The organism is Kutzneria chonburiensis (assembly GCF_028622115.1).
Classification (GTDB): Bacteria; Actinomycetota; Actinomycetes; order Mycobacteriales; family Pseudonocardiaceae; genus Kutzneria; species Kutzneria chonburiensis.
In genome coordinates this window covers 7,014,202-7,030,633 of record NZ_CP097263.1, presented here as the reverse complement: position 1 = coordinate 7,030,633, position 16,432 = coordinate 7,014,202, and the positions used below count along the sequence as shown (strand labels likewise).

The window sequence follows — 16,432 nt, the reverse complement described above, 5'->3', positions numbered from 1 at the left end:
CCGCTCAATCTCACTGAACTACCTGTCGGCTCGCCCAGACCAGACCGCGATGGGTCAATGTGTACACCGCCGGATCCCAGAGGTCCTCGGTGCGGTGCCCGATCGCGGAGAAGAAGATCCTTCCTGCGCCCCAGTTCCTCGTCCAGGCCACCGGCATGGTCGTCGGGCCGTCCGGCGGCCCGAACTCGGTGGTGGCCAGGACCGTGTTCAGCGAATCGCTGAGCATCCAGTACTTCTCGGTGTGCACGGTGAAGTCCGGCAGCCCGGCGACGATCGGATGATCCGACTGCGACCGAACGATCCGCACCTCGTAGTGCTCGAACTCCGGTGGGTGGTGGAGGAAAACGCCGCCGACCATCCGCAGGTAGTCGGGACTGTCCTGAAAGGTCGCCACCACACCGCCGTGCCAGCCGGCGAAACCCGTGCCGTTGCGCACGGCTGTCACGAGACCGTCGCACTGCGACGGCGTCAGCCGGCCCATGGACCAGCACTGCACGATCAGGTCGGCCGCGGCCAGTTTTCCGGCGTCGGTGTAGACGTCCAGATCCTCGGCGATCTCCACGTCGAAGCCGGCGTCGGCCAGTCCGGGCAGGAACATCTCGGTCGCCTCGACCGGACTGTGTCCTTCCCAGCCGCCGCGGACGACCAGTGCCCTGCTCACCGCCGGCCGGCCCAGTCCGGAATGGACAGCGGCGTGCGCTGCACGCCGATCCACTGCCGCTTGGTGAAGCCGGGCATCTGGTTCTCCGCGCCGTGCCGGGCGTGCGCGTCGTTGACGTGCACCTCGCCGGCCTGGAGCCGCTCGGCCACGTCCATGCCGCGGATGAGGTCCTTGGTGAAGACGGAGTTCATCAGCATCGGCAGGCCGTTGGTGACGGCGATGGCCTCTTCCTCGGTGTCCACCACGGTCACCGGGACGACCGGGCCGAAGATCTCCTCGGTGAACGCCGGCATCTCCGGCGTGACGTCGGTGAGCACGGTCGGCCGGTAGAACAGGCCGTCGTACTCCGCGCCGGTCAACACCTTCGCGCCCATGTCGATCGACGGCTGCACGATCTTCTGGTGCACCCGGTCGCGCTGCCGTTCGCTGATCAGCGGGCCGAGGTCGGTCTCCGGGTCCATCGGGTCGCCGACGCGGAGCTTGGACGCCCGCGCCACCAACGCTTCCAGGTAGGCGTCGGCCACCGTGCGCTGCACGATGTGCCGGCTGGCGCTGATGCAGGTCTGGCCCTGGAACTCGTACGAGGCGATCATCGCGCAGGACGCGGCCAGCTCGACGTCGGCGTCGTCCAGCACCACGAAAGCGTTGCTGCCACCCAGTTCCAGCCGGATGTTGCGCAGGTCGACCGCGGCCGCGGCGGCGATCTCCAACCCGACCTCGCGGGAGCCGGTGAAGTCCATCAGGTCGAGGCCGCGGTGCTCGGCCAACGCCTTGCCGGCGTCAAGGCCGTCGCCGGTGACCACGTTGAACACGCCCGGCGGGAAGCCGGCCGCGTCGGCCGCCTGGGCCAGCGCCAGGCCGCCGATGAACGGGGTCAGCTCGGCCGGCTTGAGCACCACGGTGTTGCCGAAGGCCAGCGACGGCGCGACCGCCCGCATGGCCAGGTTCATCGGGTAGTTCCACGGCGTGATCAGACCGACCACGCCCAGCGGCACCGCCCGGGACAGCGAGAGCTTGCCCGCCTTGTACGGCTGGAGGATGTCGCCCGCGGTCTGTGTGGCCTGCACGGCCGAGATGGCCAGCTGGCGGATGCTGGTGCCGACCTCGTCCTCGGCCTTGTAGCGGACGCCGCCGGTCTCGCGGATGCTCTGCTCGACCAGGTCGTCGAAGTTGGCCTGGAGGTAGTCGGCGAACTTGCGCAGGTAGGCGGCGCGTTCGGCACCGGCCAGCGCGGCCCAGGCCGGCTGCGCCTCGCGGGCCGCCTTGACGGCCCGGTCCACGTCGACCGCGGTGCCCAGCGCGTAGCTGCCGATCTGGGCGCCGGTGGCCTTCTCGTACACCGGCGCGGTGCGGCCCGAATCCGCCGCACGGAACGTTCCACCGACGTAGAGCAGCCCGTCCGCGACTTTATCCATGTCTTAAGGTAAGTCGCGGATGAACGACGGGTCAATACTCTGTTTCGGGCTAGCCCCCGTTGGCCAGGAAGCGCATCACCGGCAGCGTGGCCGCGCCCAGCGCGACCGCCTCCGGCCCGAGCTGGCCCAGCTCGATCCGGGTCCCGTCGCGCAGGTAGCTCAGCGTGTGCCGGGCCGCCGCGTCCTGGACGGCGTCCAGGATCGAGTGGCCGATGGACAGGCTCACCCAGCCCGACAGCACCACCCGGTCCGGCGACATCAGATTGATCAGGTTGGCGATGCCGATGCCCAGGTACTCGGCAGTGGCGGCCATCGTCTCGGCCGCCGGCCCCGGCTGCTCCGCGCGCGCGGCCAGCTCCCGCATGCGGGCCTCGGTGTCCAACGCCGCGAACGGCTCGCTGCCCGGCAGCGCCAGATAGCGGTCCAGGATCCCCTCGGCCCCGATGTACGCCTCGAGACAGCCCTGCGAGCCGCAGCGGCAGGCCAGCCCCGGCGTGCACCACGGTGTGGCCCCACTCCGTGGTCGAGCTGGAAACGCCCTGGTAGGAGTCCGATTCCACGGCCAGCGCGGCCCCGACGCCGACGCCGAGCAGCGCGATCACCGCCCGCGTCGAGCCGCGGCCGGCGCCCCGCCACATCTCGGCCTGGCCCAGCGTGCGGGCGCAGTTGTCGACGTACAAGGGAGCGTTCACGCCGTCGGCCAGCATCTTGGCCAGCGGCACGCCCCGCCAGCCGAAGGTCGGCGCGTGCACCAGCTCGTCGCCGTCGACCGAACCCGGCACGCCGATGCCGACGCCCAGGATCGACACCTCGGAGGTGCTGACCACCTCGGTGATGCCGGCCAGGATCAGCTCGGCCACGTGCGACGGCTCCAGGTTGCCGTCCATCGGGTAGGTCGCGGTGGCCACCGTGTTCAGGGCGCAGTCGAACAGACCGACCTCGATGTGCGTCTCGCCGATGTCGACGCCGATCACGTGCCCGTAGTCCCGGCGGACCTGGAGCACGGTGCGCGGCCGGCCGCCCTCGGACTCGGCCGAGCCGGCCTCCTCGACCACGCCGTCCGCGATCAGATCGGAGATCACGTTGCTCACCGTCGACGAGCTCAGCCCGGAGGAGTCCACCAGTTCGAGGCGGCTGCCCCGGCCCTGGAGGTACAGCCGGGACAGCAGCGCCGACCGGTTGCGTCGGCGCAGCTCACGGGTGGTCTGTTTCGCTGCCACAGTGGGATCTTGCCAAACTTCTCGCCGATAGCGTTCACATCGCACCTGTTGGGCGCAACGCGGCGATGCGGGAGAGTGGACCGATGGCGACCCGGGAGTCGATCGGCGAGGGCTTCGGCCACGCCGTGCGCACCCGCCGGGAGGCGCTGGGCTGGTCGTTGACCGACCTCGCGGCCGTGGTCCGCTACGACAAGTCGCTGCTGTCCCGGCTGGAGAACGGCCGCCGCAAGCCGACCGAGCAGCATGCACGTGCACTGGACAGTGCACTGGGGGCCGAGGGTCAGCTGATCCATCTGGCCCGCCGGGCCCTGGTCCGGTCGCCGGCCCAGCTGCCGGCCGCGCCGGCCCGGTTCGTCGGGCGGGACGCGGAGCTGGCCGCGCTGAACTCGGCCGTGCGGGACCTCGGCGACACCGGCGGCCCGATCGTGGTGACGATCGACGGGCCGCCCGGCGCCGGCAAGACCGCCCTGGCCCTGCGGTTCGCCCACTCCATCGCGCACGACTACCCCGGCGGGCAGCTCTACACCGACCTGCGCGGGCACTCGGCCAACGACCCGGCCACGCCGTCCGACGTGCTGGAGGAGCTGCTGACGTCGCTGGGCGTGGAGAACCTGCCGGCGCGGCTGGAGCAGCGGGCCAGCCTGCTGCGGTCGGCGCTGGCCCCGACCCGGACGCTGCTCGTGCTGGACAACGCGGCCGATTCCTACCAGCTGCTGCACCTGCTGCCCGGGATCGGCGGCTGCGCCGTCGTGGTCACCAGCCGCGACCGGCTGTCCGGGCTGTCCATGCGCACCGGGGCCGCGCGCATCACCGTCGCGCCGATGGCCGCCGCCGAGTCGGTACGGCTGCTGGCCACGATCATCGGCCACCGGGGCTCGGTGTCCTCCGACGGCTTGGGGGAGCTGGCCCGGCGCTGCGGGCACCTGCCGCTGGCGTTGCGGATCGCCGCCGAGCGGGTCGCGTCGTCCGAACTGGACGAGCTGCTGTCCGAGCTCGACGACTCCCGTCTGGACGCGTTGGACGTCGCCGACGCCACGCCCGCGCGGACGATCATCTCCTGGTCGTACGGGCGGCTCGATCCCGACACCGCGCGGATGTTCCGGCTGCTCGGGCTGCATCGGGGGCCCTATCTCAGCGTCGCTGCCGCAGCCGCGCTGGCCGGCGTACGGGTCGGCGCCGCCCGGCGCTTCCTGGACCGGCTGGCCGCCGCGCACCTGATCCACAACCCCCGGCGCGGGCACTGGCGGTTCCACGACCTCGTCGCCGACTACGCCGCCGAGCTGGCGTATTCCGACCCCGAGGCGGACGCCGCCGTGGCCCGGCTGGCCAGCTGGTACCTGCACGGCTACTCGGCCGCCGGCAAGGTGATCGCGCCGTACCGGGACAACCCCCTGGTGGTGGCCGACGTGCTGGCGGACGTCGAGCCGCCGCACTTCGAGTCCGAACCGGACGCCATGGCGTGGTGCAAGGCCGAGCTGCCCAACGTGCTGCCCGTGCTGCGGCTGGCCCTGCGACACCGGCAGCGTGAGGTGGCCTGGCATCTGCCGTTGGAGCTGTGGAGTTATCTGCTGCTGACCCAGCCGTGGGGCGTGTGGATCGCCAGCCACCAGCTCGCGTTGGAGGCCTCCGCCGGCAACGACTACGCCCATGGCTGGGTCGCCACCAACCTTGCCGAGGGCTACCGGCGGATGGGCGACCTGGCCGGCGCGTTGGAGCACTACGCCCTCGGCCGCCGGCTGCGGGAGCGCTGCGGCGACCGGCCCGGGCTGGCCTGGTCGCTCGCCGGCTCCGCGCTGCTGGCCATCGACCGTGGCGAGATCGCCGAGGCCAAGGACTACTCCGAGGCCGCCGTCGAGCTCTTCGCCGAGACCGCCAACTCCGAGGGTCGGGCCCTGCTGCTCGGGGTGCTCGGCGACATGCAGGCCGCCCTCGGTTCGTACGAGGAGGCCCTGGTCTCCTTCACCGAGGCCGCGTCGATCATGACCTCCCTCGGCAGCCTGCCCGGCGTCGCCCAGATGCTCACCCGTTCCGCCGAGACCCACCAGACCCTCGGCTCCTACGACGCCGCCCTGTGCGACTTCGTCGGCGCGACCAACGCCGCCCGCCAGTGCGGCGACTCCGTCGCCGAGGTCGCCGCCCTCTGCGCGTACGCCCAGCTCCTGTCCGACGTCGGCCGCTCCGACGAGGCCCGTCAGGCGTGGACCCAGGCCCTGGTCATCCTGGAAGCCCGCGGCGAAGCCGAGGACACGCAGGCCGCGGAGATCCGCGCCCGGCTCTAACCCCCGCGAGTCACGCTCTCAGGCACACCGAAATCCGGTTTCCGGCAGATCAGAACGCCGCCACCTGGCCGTGGTCCTCGCGTAGCGGCGGCAGTACGCCGGCGGCGAGGTCTTCGCCGGTGAAGCGCCAGGTCAGGGCGGTGTTGCGGCGGCCGCCGGTCTGCTCGACGGCGATGCGCAGGGCTTTCGGCTGGCCGACGAGGACGACCATGGCCTTGGCCCGGGTTATGGCCGTGTACAACAGGTTCCGGCGCAGCAGGAGCAGACCGGCGCTGGTGCTGAGCGGCACGACGACGTACGGGTATTCGCTGCCCTGCGAGCGGTGCACGGTGATGGCGTAGCCGTGGGCGAGCTCCTCCAGCTCGTCGAAGTCGTACTCGACGGCCTCGCCGTCCTCCAGCGTCACCTCCAGCAGACGGTCCTCAAGGGACAGTGCGGTCACGGTGCCGGCGGTGCCGTTGAAGACACCGGCCTTGCCCTTGTCGTAGTTGTTGCGAATGGGCATGACCCGGTCGCCGACGCGGAAGGCACGGTCGTCGGACCAGTACTGCGGATCGCCATCCTGGTGCGGATTGAGGACGTCCTGGAGGAGCCGTCCGATGTGGAGCGCGCCGACCTCGCGGGCCCGGCCGGGGCACAGCACCTGCACCTTGCTCGGCTCGATGCCGTACGCGGCGGGCAGCCGCCGCGTGGCGATGTCGACGACGGTCTCGGCGATGTCCTTGGGGTCCTCGGCCGGCACGAACCAGAACTTGGCGTTGTTGACCGGCGGCACGCCGTCCCGCACGTTCACCGCGTTGGCGGTGATGCCACTGCCGGCGCCCTGCCGGTAGACGCGGCTCAGGTGCGTGCGCGGCACGTCCGGCACGTCGAGCAGGTCCCGCAGCACCGAGCCGGGTCCGACGCTCGGCAGCTGGTCGACGTCGCCGACCAGCAGCAGGTGCGCGCCGGCCGGGATCTTGTCGACCAGCGCGTCGGCCAGGCCGACGTCCAGCATCGAGCTCTCGTCGACCACGATCAGGTCGGCCGACAGCGGATCGTTCACGTCGAACAGGCCGCCGTCGTCCTCGGGTTCGGCGTTGCGCCCCAACATCCGGTGCACGGTCATCGCCGGCATGCCGGTCAGCTCGGACAGCCGCCGCGCGGCCCGGCCGGTCGGCGCGGCCAGGGTGATCTTCGCGCCGGCGGCCTTGGCCGTGGTCGCGATGTGCCGCACGGTGAAGCTCTTGCCGCAGCCGGGACCGCCGGTCAGGATCGACACGGTGTTGGTCAGGGCCATCTCCAACGCCTGACGCTGCCTGTCGTCCAACTCCGGGCTGTCGAACTTCGGTTTGCCGGGCAGCGACGACGGCGTGCCGAGCAGCCGCATCACGTTGTCGGCCAACATGGTCTCCTGCTGGTGCAGGTGGGCCGAGAAGACCACGTCCCGGCCGCCGATCTGCTCCTGCACGACCTTTCTCCTGCGCCGCAAGGCATGCAGCGCCGTGCGGATCAGCTCCTCGTCCTGCTCCACCATCGCCGTGGTGTGCGTGAGCACCTCCGTCACCGGCAGGAAGCAGTGGCCGCCCATGGTTCTGGCCTGGAGCAACGTGTGCAGCACGGCGGCCTGCATGCGTTCCGGGCTCTGCTCGGGGATGCCGGCGGCCAGCGCGATCGTGTCGGCGGTGGCGAAGCCGATGCCCCAGACCTCCTCGACCAGCCGGTACGGCTCGTTGCGGACCACGTGCAGCGACTGTTCGCCCAGCTTGCGGTGGATACGCACGGCCAGCGCCGGGCTGACGCCGACGCCCTGGAGGAACACCATGACCTCGCGGACCGCGCGCTGGTCGGCCCAGGCGGCGATGATCTTCGCCAGCCGTTCGCGGCCGATCTGGTGCACCTCCAGCAGGCGCTTCGGCTCGCGGTCGATCACGTCCAGGGTGTCGTCGCCGAACGTGTCCACGATGGCGTCGGCCAGTTTGCGGCCGATTCCCTTGACCAGACCTGATCCGAGGTAGCGGCGGATCGCGTGCACAGTCGCCGGCAGCACCCGTTCGCATTCGTCGACCTTGAGTGTGCCGCTGGTGGTCCAGTCGCCATCGACGCGCACGGTCTCGCCGGGTTGGAGGCCGTGCAGCACCGTCCCGGCGATCTTCGTCTCGCTGCGCTCGCCGGTGGTCAGGATTGCGACCGTGTAGCCGTCCGCCCCCACGTATATGAGGCGGTCGACCACACCCTCCGCGACGGTCACGCTCCCCATCGTAGGCGTCAACCTTGGTTGACGGCGCGATTCTCGTCAACTAATGTTGACGATGTGACCGACATGAACGAGCTCGCGGCCGCCGCCAGTGGTGCCGATGTGCGCACCGGCCTGCGGGCCGCGCTCGCGCTGCGCCGGCTAGCAGAAACGCTGGAGGCACTGCAAGTCGGCAATGCGCGGCGGCAGAACTGGTCGTGGCAGGAGATCGCCGAGGCGCTCGAGGTCACCAAGCAGGCCGTGCACAAGAAGTACTCCAACCGTCAGGAGGAATGATGTTCGAACGGTTCAGCCGCCCGGCCCGTGACGCCGTCGTGCAGGCCCGGCACGAGGCGCAGTCGTTGGGGCACAAGCATCTCGGCACCGAGCACCTGCTGCTGGCGCTGGCCTGGCAGCCCGGCGGCGCGCACGACGCCCTGGTCGCCGCCGGGTTGACCCGAGAACGGATCGCCGCGGCGCTGACCGGCGCGGGCGTGCTCGGGTCGGCCGACGCCGATGCGTTGAAGACCGTCGGGATCGACCTGGACGCTGTGCTTTCGCGCATCACCGAGACCTTCGGGTCCGATGCGTTGCGGCGGGCCATGCCCGCTGGTCGACGTGGTCGTGTCGGCGTCTCGCCGCGGGTGAAGAAGGTGCTGGGGCTCGCGCTGCGGGAGGCTGTGCACCTGGGCAGCAACACCATCGGCACCGAGCATGTCCTGCTCGGCATCCTGCGTGACGGCCACGGGCGGGCCGCCAAGATCATTACCGATGTCGGGGTCTCGCCGGACGCCCTGCGCCAGGCTCTGCTGGACGGATTGGGCCGGGCGGCCTGAACCCTGCCATGTTCTGACAGGGTTCGCCGGCAGCGTGGTCGGCATGAACGACCTTCAAGGCAAGATCGCGCTGGTCGCCGGCGGCACCCGTGGCGCGAGCCGGGCCATCGCCGTCGAACTCGGCCGTCGCGGCGCTTTCGTCTACGTCACCGGCCGAACCACCCGGACGCAACGGTCCGAAGTGGACCGATCCGAGACCATCGAGGACACCGTCTCGCTGATCTCGGCGGCCGGCGGGAGCGGCGTCGCCATCCGCGTCGACCATCTCGAACCCGATGAGGTGCGGGAACTGGCCGCCCGCATAGACCGTGAGCACGGGCGGCTCGACATCCTGGTGGACGGGGTGTGGGGCGGCGACGATCTCATGACCTGGGCCAAACCCGTGTGGGAGCACCCGCTCGACGGCAGCCTGCGCATGATCCGCCTCGGTATCGACGCCCACCTGATCACCAGCCATTTCCTGCTGCCGCTGGTCATTCGCCAACCCGGCGGGCTCGTCGTCGAGCTCACCGACGGCACCGCCTCGTTCAACGCGGTGTACCGCGAGGGCACCACGCTCGCGTTCTACGTGGCCAAGTCCGCCGCGCACGTGATGGCCATCGGCCAGGCCGCCGAACTCAAGGCTTTTTCTTGCACAGCCGTGGCTTTGACCCCGGGCTACCTGCGATCGGAGGCGATGCTCGACCACTATCACGTGACCGAGGAGACCTGGCGTGACGCCCTCGTCCGGGTGCCGCACTTCTGCATCTCGGAGTCGCCGACCTATGTCGGTCGTGGCGTCGCCGCCCTGGCGGCTGACCCTTCGCGGGAGCGTTTCAGCGGTCAGACCCTGGACAGCGGGCAGTTGGCCCGGATCTACGACTTCGACGACGTGGACGGCAGCCGTCCCGATGCCTGGCCGTACATGGTGGAGGTGGCGCTTGCCGGCAAGCCGGCCGATCCCACCGGCTACCGGTGACGGTCGGCCATCCGCTGCACGATTGACACGAAAGCCGCTTTGACGGCGTCTGGCGCCACTATCTCCACTTCGGCGCCAAGCGGGATCAACTGAGCGGCAGCGATGTGCGGCTCCTCCAGCTCCACCGTGACGTCGGTCCAGCCGTCGTCACCCGGCGGTCCGGCCTGCTCAAGGGCCCGCACGGCGGCGATGTCCAACACCGCCGGCAGGGCCCGGACGCCGGCCGGGCTCAGCCGGATCCGCACCGGCACGGTTCGCAGCGACTGCTCGAACTCCGCCGACGACTGCTCCCACCAGGCGACGAGGTCGAAGTCCGGCCGCTCGAACTGCTGGTCGGTCTCGTCGACGGCGTCGATCCTGGCCACCCGGTAGGTGCGGACATCGCCGTCCACCTGGGCGATCAGGTACCAGACGCCGGCCTTGAGCACGAGGCCCAGCGGTTGCAGGATTCGTCGCACGGTCTTGGCTTCGCGGCCGTAGGTGATCTCGATGCGCCGCTGCTCCCACACCGCCCTGGCGATCGCCGCCAGGTGCTCGGTCGCGTCTACCTGGCGAAACCAGCCCGGCGCGTCGAGGTGGAACCGCTGGGCCATGCCTTGCGCCTGGTCGCGTAATGCGGGCGGCAGCGTGGCGAAGAGTTTGGCGTGGGCGGCCGACATGGCCGTGCCCAGGCCGAGTTCGGCCAACGCCTGCGGCACGCCCATGGCGAACATCGCCACGGCTTCCCGTGAGGTCAGGCCGTCCAGGTGTGTCCGCCAGCCGTCGACCAGCCGCACGCCGCCGTGCCGACCCGGCTCCGTCCACAGTGGAACGCCGGCATCACGTAAGGCGGCGATGTCCCGGTGCATGGTCCGCTCCGAGACGTCCAACGCCTTGGCCAGCTCGGCGATCGTCGCGCTTCGCTTGCTGTACAAGGTGAACAGCAGCGCCACCAGTCGCTCGGCACGCATACTAGCGGGGCAGCCCGAACGCGCCGGACTCCTCGGTCACCAGCTCCATCTCGGCCGGCGTCACGTCGAGCCGGACGATCGTCGTGCCGGCGCGGCCGCACAGCGCGATCTCCCCGGGCCGCAGGTCGTCGGCCATGCCGGCGTCGGGGCGGTTGCGCAGCGAGAGCACGGCTTCGCCGTGACCCGGTCCGCAGACCACGACGACGTCGGCCGCGCGCCAGAATTCGGAGCGCGTGGGGACCCGACTGGCGACGTGGATGACCGTGCACCAGGGCGCGTCGCCGATCCAGTTCGCGGGCGCCTCCGGCGCGTCGAGCACCAGCGCCTGCGGCATGCGCGGGCCGGCCGGCACGCCCGGCCAGCGGGCCGAGCGCTGCGCGAAGGTCATCCGTCGGCCGCCGACCTTGGTCCACAGCCGTTGCCACGCCGGCTGGCGTTGGCTGTAGACCGTGACCTGGCAGCCGACGGCCAGCAGCCGGTGGGCGACGAGCCGGGCCACGCCGACCTCGCCGACCAGGCCGATGCGCACCGGCCGGGGCTGGATCGCCGGCAGGCAGGCGATGTTGCCGCCGCGGTCGGCCCCCAGCAGCACGCCGGCCGCCGGTAGCCGCAGGGACGGGTTGATGTCGTCCATGGCACGCCACGGCAGCGCCGAGATGTCCGGTGAGCTCATCCTCGTACCAGTCCAATCGCGCTGGTCAGGTCCCGTGCCCCGCCGCCGAGCGGGAGCGTGGCGACCACGCCGGCCGGCTGGTTGTTCGGCAGCGGCTCGGCCAGCCCGGTGGCGATCAGCGCCGCCCGGGCGTTGGCCACGGCGTTCTGGTCGGTCGCGAACAGCCGTACCATCGATCGGGTCACAGCTGAGTGACCGTCAAGTTCCACGGCGACCGAGACCACGCAGCGGTCGGCGGCGATGGACGCCGCCGTCATCAGCAGCTTGCTCCAGTCGCCCGTGACCGCCAGGCAGCAGTGCGCCCCGGCCTGCGTGAGCCAGGCGTCAGCGTGGAACCGGCCCTGCTGGCTCGGGTCGCCGACGCCGGCCAGCAGTTCCGTCGTCGCCGCCAGTCCGAGCAGGTGGGCCTGGAATCCGTTGTCCATCAGGTGCACCCGCAGCCGCGCGGCCGCCGCCACCAGCGCCGTCCGCGCACCAGCCGCCCCACCGCCTCTGCGCTCCGTTGCCTCCGGCGCCCACAGCGGTTCGTGCCGCAGCACCAGCCAGACTCTGCGCAGGACCGGCACCGCCGTGGTCGGCAGCCTTCTGTAGACCATCGTCGGGCCGAACCGTTCGGTGACGTCCAGCGCCGGCAGTGGGAACTGTTCGATCAGCACCTGGAAACCGGCCAGCTCCGCCGGGTCCGCCCGCACCTGCTGTGCCAGTTTCGCCAGGTCCAGCCGGAGACTGCCGGCGACCTCCAGCTCCAGCACCGCGGCAAAGCCCTGGCCGTCGCCGATCACGCCCAGCGGGGCCGCGCCTCGGCCCGTCACCTCGACAACGTGCAGGTCGGGCAGCACTTCCCTGATCACGCCAAGCCCCGGCCCGGTCGCCGGCGTTCTCGCCGCCGGCGCCCGCAGCTTGATCGTGAGGTGCTCGGTCGCCCACTTTCCTTGCCAGAAAAGGAAAGTGGCTACCAGCGTGAGGCCGCCCAGCGCCATAAGGGCGATGCCGAACGAGCCCATGAACGCCACGCCGGCCGCCGCCGCGCCCACCGCTGCCTCGGCCGCGACCCACCGAGCGCGGCCGATCCGGCCCGGCCGTCGGTGTCGCGTGCGTGCGGGACTGTCTGCCACAGATGCAGTATGCCGATAGAGTCCGACTCGGCACGCCCAGTTGGGGAGGGCAGCGATGGTTACCACGCGGGACCAGGTCGAGGCTTACACGTACGAGAGCAGGCGGCAGGTTACCAGCCTGATGCTCGGGGCCGATGAGGCCGTGACCGATCCTCGCCGTCGGCTCAACCGTTCCACTATCGGGGGAACCGTCATCGCCGTGCTGCTCATGGCCGGCTTCGGCATCGCCGGCTTCCTCGGCGGCGGCTCCGGTCCGGCGCTGCCCGGTTCCGGCGCCGTGACCGTCAGCGGCACCGGTGATCATTACGTCATCGTCGACGGCCAGGTCCATCCCGCGTTGAATCTCGCGTCCGCCCTGCTCGTCGGTGGCGGCACCCTCACCGAGGTCCGCGCTTCGGCTCTTGCCGGCAAGCCTCGCGGCCTCCCCGTCGGGATTCCCAACGCCCCCGATTCGCTGCCGTCCCGGGACAACCTCACCATCGGTGCCTGGACCGTCTGCACCGTGCAGTCCGCTTCCCTCTCCGCCCCGCCGCAGATCACCCTGTTGGTCGGTGCCGGCGTCAGCCAGGGCGTTGTGGACTCGTCCGCCGGCGTGTTGGCCCAGTTGCCCGACGACAGCACGTGGCTGATCAGCAAGGGCCGTCGTTACAAGCTCACCGGCAACACCCGTGCCCTCCTCGGCCTCCAGCGCGCCGCCACTGTCCGCCTACCGGCCGAGGTCCTCGCCGTCGTCCCCGAGGGCGCGGAAATCACCCAACCGAGGGTCCCCTCCGGCGGTGCTCCCACTGTGTCGTTGCCTTCTTCCGTGTCCGTCGGCGACGTCATCCAGACCCGGCAGACCGGCGTCCAGTCCCAGTTCTTCGTCGTCGAGCCCGACGGTCTTGCCCCCATTTCCGAGCTCACCTATGCCTTGCTCGCCGCTTCCGGCAGCCGCGTCGACACCATTGACCCCAACGTCGCCGTATCGGCTCCCCAGTCGCATGCCACCCCGCCCGGCAGCAACACGTGGCCCGACCGGATTCCTTCTCCCGTCGGTCCCCAGCTCGATCAGCCCCTTTGTCTCAGCACGACTCCTGGTCAGACTCCCGGCGACGCCCCTTGGCCGCTTTCGGTCAGCCTTCCCCCTTCGGTGCCTTCTCCGGCCGGTCTTTCCTCCGTGACCGCCAAGGCCGGGCACGTCACCACTGTCCGGATCCCTTCCGGCTCCGGTGCTGTGGTTCGGGCCTCTTCCGCTGCTGGGCAGGACGGTGTGCTCACGTTGGTCACCGACTCCGGTCAGCGGTTTCCCATCCCTAGCTCCGACGCCGCTTCGCGGCTGCACTTCGACCCTTCGGCGGCTCGGAATGTGCCCCTGCCTTTTGTGACTTTGTTGCCTGCTGGGCCGACTTTGGACCCGAGCGCTGCGGCCAAGGAGTTTGTCGGCGGGAATTAGCGGTGGGTGGGGCACAGAAGCCAGTCACAGCGGCCCTACAACAACTCCACCTCGGTCGGTTCCACGGCCTCCGGCTTCTCCCGCACGTCATCCCGCCCACCCGGCCGCCACCGCCGATGAGCAGCCCGCCGAAAAGCGATCCCGCCGACCAACGCCAACAACCCGGCCAAAGCCAGACCCCCAGCCCAGGCAAGGGCGGCCTGCAACACGGGACCGAACCCGGCATCCTCAGCAGGTCGAGGAAGCACGGCGACAGAGCCCGGCCGGTCCGAAGTGGACGGAGAAACCCTGGGAGCGGTAAGAGCAGCGAACGGATCCACGATGCCGGCGCCAACCTTGTCGTCACGCCTGCCCGCCACGGGCACGGCCGTGCTGACCAGCCGCTGAACGACGGCGGGGCCGGAGAGCCCGGGGAAGCGGGAGCGGACGAGGGCGGCGACGCCGGAGACGATGGCGGTGGCGAAGCTGGTGCCGGACTGGGTGAGGTAGCCGCTGCCGCCGGAAGCGGTGCTGGTGAGGTCGGAACCGGGGGCGGCGATGCCGACCCAAGGCCCCTGATTGGACTGGGCGATGGGGGCGCCGTTGGAGTCGACGGCGGCGACGGCCAGAACACCGTCGTAAGCGGCGGGGTACCAGGTCTGGCCGGGCTGGGACTGCTGCTCGTTGCCGGCGGCGGCGACAACGACGACGTCCTTGGACAGGGCGTACTGAACGGCGGCCTTGATGGACGGACGGTCGACGGGGAGGGCGAACGAGAGGTTCAACACCGAACCACGGTCGGCGCCGTCGCGGATGGCCTGGGCGATGAGGGCATCGGGCAGGTCGGAGATGGTGCCGACCATACGGATGGCGGCGATCTTGGCGTCGGGGGCTACGCCGACCACGCGGTCGTCGTCGAGAGGCCGGGCGGCGATCAGGCCGGCGATCATGGTGCCGTGGTTCTGGCAGTCCTCAGGCGTGCCGGGAGATTCCGTAAAAATGCGAGGATCGTTCACGACGGCCAGGTCGAGGCCGCCGATGACGGCCGGGGCGAGCTTGGGGTGGCGACTGTCCACACCGGAATCGACAACGGCGACGGTGACGCCGGACCCGGTGCTGAGGTCCTTCACGCGAGGCAGACCGAGCCGGTCGATCATGGGGTCACGGCCGGCGGCAGGAGGAATGGGCTGACCGGAGGCGGGCGGCGGCTGGCACGCGGCGAAAGCCATGGGTGCCGGCACGACCAGGAGACCGGCAACCAGAAGGACAGCCGCACAAGCCCGCATCATGCGTGCAGATCCAACAACGCGCTGTACACGTCCCACACGGCCAACACCAGAGGCACGACGGCCAGCAGCAAGAAGGTCTCGGTCAGGTCGAGCAGCCGGACGAGCCGGGGGTTGGCCGGCCGCCGGCCGCTGCTCACGCCGATCAAGCCGGCCACCAAGGCCAAGCCGACCAGCACGGGAGCGGCGATGCCGAGCATGGCGGTGATGTCGGAAGCGAAGCGCGTGACGGCAGCGCCGGTGCCGGCAACGAAAACGAAGGCCACGGTGACGACGGGGGCCAAGACCTGAGCCCGTTCCCGGAACAGCCGGGAGCGCAGCACGACCAGGACCGTGAGCACGGCGGCGAGCACGGCCGACCACAACGTGACATCAAAGGCCAGCAAGGCAATGCCGATGCCGACGGCGGCATGACAACCGGCGATGAGCCCGGTGAACAGTTGCCGCGCCCGGGAAACACGCTGCTGGGTGCGCTCCAACTCGACCTGGCCCGGCAGGTCGGCGAGGTCCTCGGCGGAGCGCGGCAACACGGGCCGAGGCAGCCGGGCGGCGCGCAAGGCCAAGGTCGGCATGACGGTCGTGATGGCCAACGCCAACGGCGCGACGACGGCGGCGGCCCGCCCCGGACCGACCTCGCCGATCACGGCCACCAACCCGCCCAGCAGGCCGAACAGTCCCAGTACGCCCACAGCCGCGAACAGCGCGTCGCCGCCACCGACGACCACCGGCCCGAGGCCCGCGACCAGCAGAAACACGGCGCTGGCCAACAGCAGGTGTCCACGGCCCCAGTCGCCGCCGAGCAGCACGCCGGCGCCGACGGCCCCGACCGGGGCGGCCAACGCGGACGTGAGGATGCCGGCTGGGAGATCACCGGAAGCCCGGGCCAACGCACCGCCGCCGAGCAGCAACAACACCGCGGCGACCAGCGCCAGATAACCGCCGACCTGACTGCCGTTGAAGGCCACGGTGGCGGTCGCGGACAGCACGGCGATGGCGGCGACAACCCCGCAAGCGACCCGGGTCTGGGCGCTCTCCCAGGCGGTGTGCACGCCGCCGGCGCCGATCACCTCGACGACGTCGTCGTACAACGGCGGCGGTGTGCGGTCCCGTGCCGGATGCAGCACGAGCACGTCGCCGTCGTGAATCCCCGAACCGGCCAGGCTCAGGGCGGCATCCAGCCGCGAACCGTCGGTCTTGCTGACGGCCCAGCCGCCATGCCCGACCCCGCCGTCGTCGCCACCGCCGTCGGCGGCGTGCCGCAGCAGGGTCGGCAGCAGGTGGGCCAGCGGAATGCCGGCCGGCACCGCGAGGTCGACCCTGGTCCGCGGACCGGCCACCGCGATACGGCAAAAGGCCCCGGTCTCTGCCTGCACGCTGCTCCCCCAAACGGAGTACGCCGTTGCCACGCAGCCC

At 70.9% G+C, this 16,432-nt stretch carries 14 protein-coding genes and 1 pseudogene; 5 read left to right on the top strand and 10 right to left on the bottom strand.

All coding sequences use genetic code 11. The features are described from left to right. Nucleotides 1–10: 10 nt before the first annotated feature. From M3Q35_RS32225 to M3Q35_RS32210, 4 genes and pseudogenes are all read right to left on the bottom strand, one after another. The gene (locus M3Q35_RS32225) at nt 11–661 is read right to left on the bottom strand and encodes a ThuA domain-containing protein (RefSeq protein WP_273936301.1); all 651 of its coding nucleotides are present in this window, start codon (nt 659–661) and stop codon (nt 11–13) included. Further along, nucleotides 658–2,076: an aldehyde dehydrogenase family protein gene (locus M3Q35_RS32220; protein WP_273936300.1), complete on the bottom strand. Its 1,419-nt coding sequence runs from the start codon at nt 2,074–2,076 to the stop codon at nt 658–660. The genes M3Q35_RS32225 and M3Q35_RS32220 overlap by 4 nt, the downstream gene beginning before the upstream one ends. 49 nt (nt 2,077–2,125) lie before the next feature. Further along, nucleotides 2,126–2,506: an ROK family protein gene (locus tag M3Q35_RS32215; RefSeq protein WP_273944538.1), complete on the bottom strand. Its 381-nt coding sequence runs from the start codon at nt 2,504–2,506 to the stop codon at nt 2,126–2,128. A gap of 124 nt (nt 2,507–2,630) precedes the next feature. Beyond that, nucleotides 2,631–3,050: pseudogene (locus M3Q35_RS32210) on the bottom strand (ROK family protein); the annotation flags it as partial. Nucleotides 3,051–3,379: 329 nt separating this feature from the next. On the opposite strand from M3Q35_RS32210, the gene M3Q35_RS32205 reads away from it, so the two are divergent. Further along, nucleotides 3,380–5,575: an ATP-binding protein gene (locus M3Q35_RS32205; protein WP_273936299.1), complete on the top strand. Its 2,196-nt coding sequence runs from the start codon at nt 3,380–3,382 to the stop codon at nt 5,573–5,575. A gap of 49 nt (nt 5,576–5,624) precedes the next feature. On the opposite strand, the gene recD2 is transcribed toward M3Q35_RS32205, so the two are convergent. Further along, nucleotides 5,625–7,814, bottom strand: a complete 2,190-nt coding sequence (recD2, locus tag M3Q35_RS32200) for an SF1B family DNA helicase RecD2 (RefSeq protein WP_379794254.1) — start codon at nt 7,812–7,814, stop codon at nt 5,625–5,627. A 54-nt stretch (nt 7,815–7,868) separates the two neighbouring features. Here recD2 and M3Q35_RS32195 point away from each other — a divergent pair, with 54 nt between their 5' ends. The 3 genes from M3Q35_RS32195 to M3Q35_RS32185 are packed head-to-tail and all read left to right on the top strand — an operon-like array spanning nt 7,869 to nt 9,584. Beyond that, entirely contained in the window at nt 7,869–8,087 is a 219-nt protein-coding gene (locus tag M3Q35_RS32195) for a helix-turn-helix domain-containing protein (protein ID WP_273936297.1), read from the top strand. Then, nucleotides 8,087–8,626: a Clp protease N-terminal domain-containing protein gene (locus tag M3Q35_RS32190; RefSeq protein WP_273936296.1), complete on the top strand. Its 540-nt coding sequence runs from the start codon at nt 8,087–8,089 to the stop codon at nt 8,624–8,626. Before M3Q35_RS32195 ends, M3Q35_RS32190 begins: the two co-directional genes overlap by 1 nt. Before the next feature lie 43 nt (nt 8,627–8,669). Beyond that, nucleotides 8,670–9,584 carry an SDR family oxidoreductase gene (locus M3Q35_RS32185; RefSeq protein ID WP_273936295.1) on the top strand — a complete coding sequence of 305 codons (915 nt, stop codon included), beginning with the start codon at nt 8,670–8,672 and terminating at the stop codon, nt 9,582–9,584. On the opposite strand, the gene M3Q35_RS32180 is transcribed toward M3Q35_RS32185, so the two are convergent. The 3 genes from M3Q35_RS32180 to M3Q35_RS32170 are packed head-to-tail and all read right to left on the bottom strand — an operon-like array spanning nt 9,575 to nt 12,322. Further along, nucleotides 9,575–10,534, bottom strand: coding sequence for a helix-turn-helix transcriptional regulator (locus M3Q35_RS32180; RefSeq protein WP_273936294.1), 960 nt, complete (start codon nt 10,532–10,534; stop codon nt 9,575–9,577). The two genes, M3Q35_RS32185 and M3Q35_RS32180, sit on opposite strands and share 10 nt — an antisense overlap. 1 nt (nt 10,535) lies before the next feature. Then, on the bottom strand, nt 10,536–11,207 hold the full coding sequence (locus M3Q35_RS32175; RefSeq protein WP_273936293.1) for a hypothetical protein: 672 nt from the start codon (nt 11,205–11,207) through the stop codon (nt 10,536–10,538). Continuing rightward, nucleotides 11,204–12,322 (bottom strand): type VII secretion protein EccE, encoded by a 1,119-nt coding sequence (locus tag M3Q35_RS32170; protein ID WP_273936292.1) that lies wholly within the window; start codon nt 12,320–12,322, stop codon nt 11,204–11,206. Before M3Q35_RS32170 ends, M3Q35_RS32175 begins: the two co-directional genes overlap by 4 nt. Nucleotides 12,323–12,377: 55 nt before the next feature. On the opposite strand from M3Q35_RS32170, the gene eccB reads away from it, so the two are divergent. Next, complete coding sequence (eccB, locus tag M3Q35_RS32165; RefSeq protein ID WP_273936291.1) at nt 12,378–13,754, top strand: type VII secretion protein EccB; 1,377 nt, start codon at nt 12,378–12,380, stop codon at nt 13,752–13,754. A gap of 35 nt (nt 13,755–13,789) precedes the next feature. Here eccB and mycP read toward each other — a convergent pair whose 3' ends face one another. Together mycP and eccD are read right to left on the bottom strand one after the other, a co-directional pair. Then, nucleotides 13,790–14,890 (bottom strand): type VII secretion-associated serine protease mycosin, encoded by a 1,101-nt coding sequence (gene mycP / locus M3Q35_RS32160; RefSeq protein ID WP_273936290.1) that lies wholly within the window; start codon nt 14,888–14,890, stop codon nt 13,790–13,792. A 128-nt stretch (nt 14,891–15,018) separates the two neighbouring features. Next, nucleotides 15,019–16,392 (bottom strand): type VII secretion integral membrane protein EccD, encoded by a 1,374-nt coding sequence (gene eccD / locus M3Q35_RS32155; RefSeq protein WP_273936289.1) that lies wholly within the window; start codon nt 16,390–16,392, stop codon nt 15,019–15,021. Between the last annotated feature and the right edge of the window lie 40 nt (nt 16,393–16,432).

Coding starts and splice junctions, on each gene's coding strand:
- M3Q35_RS32220 (WP_273936300.1), bottom strand. CDS start 2,076: ATGGATAAAGTCGCGGACGGGCTGCTCTACGTCGGTGGAACGTTCCGT.
- M3Q35_RS32205 (WP_273936299.1), top strand. CDS start 3,380: ATGGCGACCCGGGAGTCGATCGGCGAGGGCTTCGGCCACGCCGTGCGC.
- recD2 (WP_379794254.1), bottom strand. CDS start 7,814: ATGGGGAGCGTGACCGTCGCGGAGGGTGTGGTCGACCGCCTCATATAC.
- M3Q35_RS32190 (WP_273936296.1), top strand. CDS start 8,087: ATGTTCGAACGGTTCAGCCGCCCGGCCCGTGACGCCGTCGTGCAGGCC.
- M3Q35_RS32185 (WP_273936295.1), top strand. CDS start 8,670: ATGAACGACCTTCAAGGCAAGATCGCGCTGGTCGCCGGCGGCACCCGT.
- M3Q35_RS32180 (WP_273936294.1), bottom strand. CDS start 10,534: ATGCGTGCCGAGCGACTGGTGGCGCTGCTGTTCACCTTGTACAGCAAG.
- M3Q35_RS32175 (WP_273936293.1), bottom strand. CDS start 11,207: ATGAGCTCACCGGACATCTCGGCGCTGCCGTGGCGTGCCATGGACGAC.
- eccB (WP_273936291.1), top strand. CDS start 12,378: ATGGTTACCACGCGGGACCAGGTCGAGGCTTACACGTACGAGAGCAGG.
- mycP (WP_273936290.1), bottom strand. CDS start 14,890: ATGATCGACCGGCTCGGTCTGCCTCGCGTGAAGGACCTCAGCACCGGG.